Below are 4181 nucleotides of genomic sequence, written 5' to 3'. Positions count from 1 at the left end.
CCTCGACGATGCACAGCACCTGGCCAACCTCGACCTGATCACCAACTTTGACAAACGGAGCCGCTCCGGGCGCCGAAGACTCATAGAATGTACCGACGATCGGAGATTTCACCTCTTGAATATCCTCAGCCGGCGCTTGCGCTTCGGCCACGGGCGCTGAGACCGGCGCTGCCGCCGCAGCCACCAAGGGTGACGGTGCGATCGTCTGCTGCGGAATCAACGTGGCGAGCTGTGTGTAGTCGATAGCCGCCGGAACAGGAGGGCCGGTGAATTTGATACGGACCTTGAGGTCGCCACGCTCAAGATCGAATTCGGCAATCTTGTTGTCTTTCAGAAACTCTACGAGTTCGCGAAGGTCCTTCAGTTCATTTGCTTCCATGCTTTATCTCTTCTTCCGGATTCGCTGGCGCCGCGGAACCGACCGCAGGCCCAGTCCTTGTTATAACTCGATCCAGGCTTTCGGCGACGGCGTTATGATCTCGCAGCCGTTGCGGTTAATGACGACGGTATCTTCAATGCGGATTCCGAAGCGGCCGGGAAGGTAAACACCGGGTTCAATCGTAACGACCATGCCCTCGGCGAGTGGCTGCTTCTGGTTGGCGGCAATCCTTGGTCCCTCGTGAATCTCCAGGCCAACACCGTGACCTGTGGAGTGCGTAAAATATCGTGCCAGCCCCGCACGCTTCAGAACACTACGGGCTGCTTCGTCAACATCGCCGCAAGTGACTCCATGCTTTGCGGCTGCCAGTGCCGATTCCTGCGCTTCCAGGACTGCGGCATAGGCTCTTTCCTCTTCAGCGGTTGCACGGCCCATATGCACCGTGCGTGTCATGTCCGAACAATACCCGTTGAGAATAACACCGAAGTCCAGTGTGATGAACCCTTTGCGGGGAATGCGGGAGGAACTTGCGCGCCCGTGCGGAAGTGCAGATCGGGCACCCGAAGCGACAATCGTCTCAAACGACATAGCCTCCGCCCCTAACAGGCGCGCCTGATGCTCCAGCTCCGCGGCAACAGCTACTTCCGTAATTCCCGGCTCAAGAAAGCCGAGAATATGCTCGAACAGCCTCGCGCCCAGCGCGGCAGCCTGCCGCATACGGCGGATCTCCGTGGCATCCTTGATCTCCCGCTGTGCTGCAACCAGCGGAGACTCCAGCGGCTGAAAGAAACTGCGGCGCAATCCTCCACTCACGGCCTTGCGAAGATGTTCCAGCAGCGCGATGGTCGTATGCGTCCCGTCAATCCCGCAGCGGGTTAGCTGTTGCTGCTCCAGCCACGCGGCAGCCATCGTCTGCGCAGACTTTTTCTTTGCAATCACCACGCGAGCGCTCTCAACCTCTTCCCTCGCCTGAACGGTATAGCGACCATCCGTGAACAGGATGGCCTTGCGCGGCGTGATCGCCAATGCAGCATTGGATCCTGTAAAGCCAGTTAAATAACGGACATCGGGTAGATGGGTCAGCAGCAATGCCTGCACGTTCTGTGCGGCCATGGCTTTTCGGATCGTACGGATTCTTGCCTGCATCCGTTCTATTTTATGTTCCGATTCCCCTCCGGGCCAACGGCGACGATATCATCAAGCTATGTCTGATCCCTCGTGGATGACACGACGTAAAGTTCTTCAACTGGGAGTGGCAGGCGTAGCCGGGATGGCTTTGTACTCCGGCGAGCTTGCACGGCACGAACTGGAAGTCGTCCAGCGTACTGTCAAACTGGCAAACCTGCCGGACGCCTTTCACGGCTTCCGCATCGCACAGATTAGCGACCTCCATTTTCACGAATACACGGAAACATTCTTTCTTCGGTCCGTATTGCGCCGTGTTAATGGGCTTCGTCCAGATGCTGTCTTATTGACCGGGGACTTCATCAGTAACGCACGCGATCGCTCTTACCCAATCGCACAGGCTCATGTCTGCGCCGACATCTTGAAGATGCTGGAGTGCCCCATTCGCTATGGAGTCCTTGGAAATCATGACAGCGCCATGGGAGAAACAGAGATCCACCACGCTCTCGTCTCCAACGGAACACCGATTCTCTTGAATAAGAGTGTTCCCATTGAGCGAGGTAGCAGCCGCATCTGGCTTGGAGGACTGCGCGATACGCTTGCCTCTTATCCGGAACCGGAACGGGCGATCCCGTCTAAAATCCGTAACCCTAAAGAGCCAGTCCTTCTGATGATTCACGAGCCGGATTACATCGACGAGTTGATGAAGCACCCGTCGAGTCAGTCCGTCGGCCTTGTCCTCTCAGGCCACTCCCATGGAGGTCAGGTACGGCTACCGTTCCTTCCTCCGCTCAAAGCGATCCTGCCCCCGGGTGGGAAAAAGTATGTTGAGGGTCTGTTCCGCGTAGGCAATACGCAACTCTACGTCAATCGTGGAATTGGGACCACAGAGGTTCCCTTCCGGCTCAACTGCCCGCCGGAGATCACAATACTGACACTGGAACAGACTTAACGTGCGCGACGGACAGGCTTCTTCTGCGTTGGCTTTGCCTTTGCCGGAGCTGATGGCTTGCGGATACCTGACTGCTCATCCATCCAGGCGTCGAGCAGCGAGCGCTTGAAGCGCCACCGGTTCCCTAACTTGAAAGCCGGAACAAATCCCTCGGAGGCGTAGCGATAGAGCGTATCGCCGCTGATGCCGAGATAGTCGGCAGCCTGGCGAATATCCATCACCTCTCGAAGCGCGATCTGGGCAGCGGATGGCATTGATCACATCTACGGGCAGACTTCCCCGCTCTCTGTTTTTACCCCGTTTTTTCCCGAAGTACAAGTAATTTCTGAGGTTTACGGAGGGGTTAACAACCGTTTCGTCAACTTTTCGCTGTGACCAGTGACGGAATGGGCGCCTGTGCTCGATTGACAGACTGCCGCCACCACAGATTTTGCGCTGGTTCGCCTTGAAATGCCGTGGGTACGCCCGGCGCCGGTATCCACAGATCCACGCCATTCTCAGGAGCGATGCTCAACAGCCGCTCGATCGGTTGACGCCACTCATGCAAGGCAAGGTCGAAAAGTCCCCAGTGGATCGGAAACATCACTCGGCCGCGGAGCGCCACATGAGCCTCCAGGGCACGGTCTGGTCCCAGATGGATCGACTCCCACAGCGGATTCGAGGCCCCGATCTCGAGCATCGTCAGATCGAACGGGCCATACGTCTCACCGATCTCCGCAAACCCAGGCCAGTGTCCTGAATCTGCTCCGAAATAAAGGTTGTGACGATCGTTCCGCAGCACAAATGATGCCCACAGCGTTCCAAAGCGGTTGAACAGGCTGCGACCAGAGAAGTGGCGCGAAGGCAAAGAGAGAATCTCCAGCGTTGCTCCATTACGCCCGCTGGTCAGTGAAAGCCGGTCGCACCAGTCCATCTCATCGATGCGTTCTGCCGGAACGCCGAACCGGCGGAGGTACTTCCCTACGCCAAGCGACGTCACCCAGCGGATGTTGCGATCGGCAAGGCCTCGGACGGCAGTCTCATCCAGATGATCGTAGTGGTCGTGTGAGATCAGGACCGCATCCAGCGGTGGCAAGTCGTGCAATGCGATCGTCGGCGGAAAAAAACGTTCGGGGCCCGCAAACTGCACCGGAGAAGCGCGCAACGACCACACCGGATCGACCAGCAAACGAAATCCGTCGACCTCCAGCAGCAACGACGAGTGTCCAAACCAGGTAATTCTTACAGGAGAGCCATGGGATGCCTCAAACCAGCGAGCATCGGTGCGAAAGTGCGGCAATTGAGGAGCCGGTTCGCGTTTCCGCCGGCCGAACAGGAACTCCGGCATCATGCGGAACATTTCGCGCGCACTGGTAAAGTGGGTCGGGACGGGATTAAGAAATTTGCCGTTTTGGCGCTGGGCCGGTTTCAGGTAACTCACACAAAATTCGATGCCCTGCAAAGCTCCCCGACGCAGGAAAAAAGGAGACGAAGGTAATGAAAAAGGCTTACTGGGTGGTTTCTTACCAGGTCATTCACGATCCGGCGGCACTTGCCGCCTATGCACCTCTCGCCGTAGCAGCTATCGCGGCAGGTGGCGGAGCAACCCTGGTACGCGGCCTGCCCCATGAAGTTGACGGCCGCGGCATCAAGGAACGGACGGTTGTCGTAGAGTTCCCCAGCCTGCAGGCTGCGGTCGACACCCATCACAGTGACGCATACAAGCAGGCACTGGCCGCCCTGGGC

General features: G+C 57.7%; 6 protein-coding genes. 2 read left to right on the top strand and 4 right to left on the bottom strand.

Features of this window, described 5'->3' with window-relative positions; all coding sequences use genetic code 11:
- Both AB4043_RS16720 and AB4043_RS16715 read right to left on the bottom strand, forming a co-directional pair.
- Nucleotides 1–379, bottom strand: a 379-nt coding sequence (locus AB4043_RS16720) for an acetyl-CoA carboxylase biotin carboxyl carrier protein (protein ID WP_442307566.1), incomplete at its 3' end; no start/stop codon positions are given.
- Nucleotides 380–439: 60 nt separating this feature from the next.
- Entirely contained in the window at nucleotides 440–1525 is a 1086-nt protein-coding gene (locus AB4043_RS16715) for a M24 family metallopeptidase (protein WP_442299487.1), read from the bottom strand.
- Nucleotides 1526–1601: 76 nt separating this feature from the next.
- Between AB4043_RS16715 and AB4043_RS16710 the strand changes: the two genes are divergently transcribed.
- Nucleotides 1602–2456, top strand: coding sequence for a metallophosphoesterase (locus tag AB4043_RS16710; protein WP_442299486.1), 855 nt, complete (start codon nucleotides 1602–1604; stop codon nucleotides 2454–2456).
- Here AB4043_RS16710 and AB4043_RS16705 read toward each other — a convergent pair.
- Both AB4043_RS16705 and AB4043_RS16700 read right to left on the bottom strand, forming a co-directional pair.
- The gene (locus tag AB4043_RS16705; protein WP_442299485.1) at nucleotides 2453–2710 is read right to left on the bottom strand and encodes a helix-turn-helix domain-containing protein; all 258 of its coding nucleotides are present in this window, start codon (nucleotides 2708–2710) and stop codon (nucleotides 2453–2455) included. The genes AB4043_RS16710 and AB4043_RS16705 overlap by 4 nt on opposite strands.
- A gap of 104 nt (nucleotides 2711–2814) precedes the next feature.
- Nucleotides 2815–3876: an MBL fold metallo-hydrolase gene (locus AB4043_RS16700; protein ID WP_442299484.1), complete on the bottom strand. Its 1062-nt coding sequence runs from the start codon at nucleotides 3874–3876 to the stop codon at nucleotides 2815–2817.
- Between the two features lie 56 nt (nucleotides 3877–3932).
- Here AB4043_RS16700 and AB4043_RS16695 point away from each other — a divergent pair.
- A partial coding sequence (locus AB4043_RS16695) for a DUF1330 domain-containing protein (protein WP_442307565.1) occupies nucleotides 3933–4181 on the top strand: 249 nt, incomplete at its 3' end.

Source organism: Terriglobus sp. YAF25 (assembly GCF_052113305.1).
Lineage (GTDB): Bacteria > Acidobacteriota > Terriglobia > Terriglobales > Acidobacteriaceae > Terriglobus.
The sequence above is the reverse complement of the archived record's forward strand: the minus strand, read 5'-3'. Positions and strand labels throughout refer to the sequence as shown.

Coding starts and splice junctions, on each gene's coding strand:
- AB4043_RS16715 (WP_442299487.1), bottom strand. CDS start 1,525: ATGCAGGCAAGAATCCGTACGATCCGAAAAGCCATGGCCGCACAGAAC.
- AB4043_RS16710 (WP_442299486.1), top strand. CDS start 1,602: ATGACACGACGTAAAGTTCTTCAACTGGGAGTGGCAGGCGTAGCCGGG.
- AB4043_RS16705 (WP_442299485.1), bottom strand. CDS start 2,710: ATGCCATCCGCTGCCCAGATCGCGCTTCGAGAGGTGATGGATATTCGC.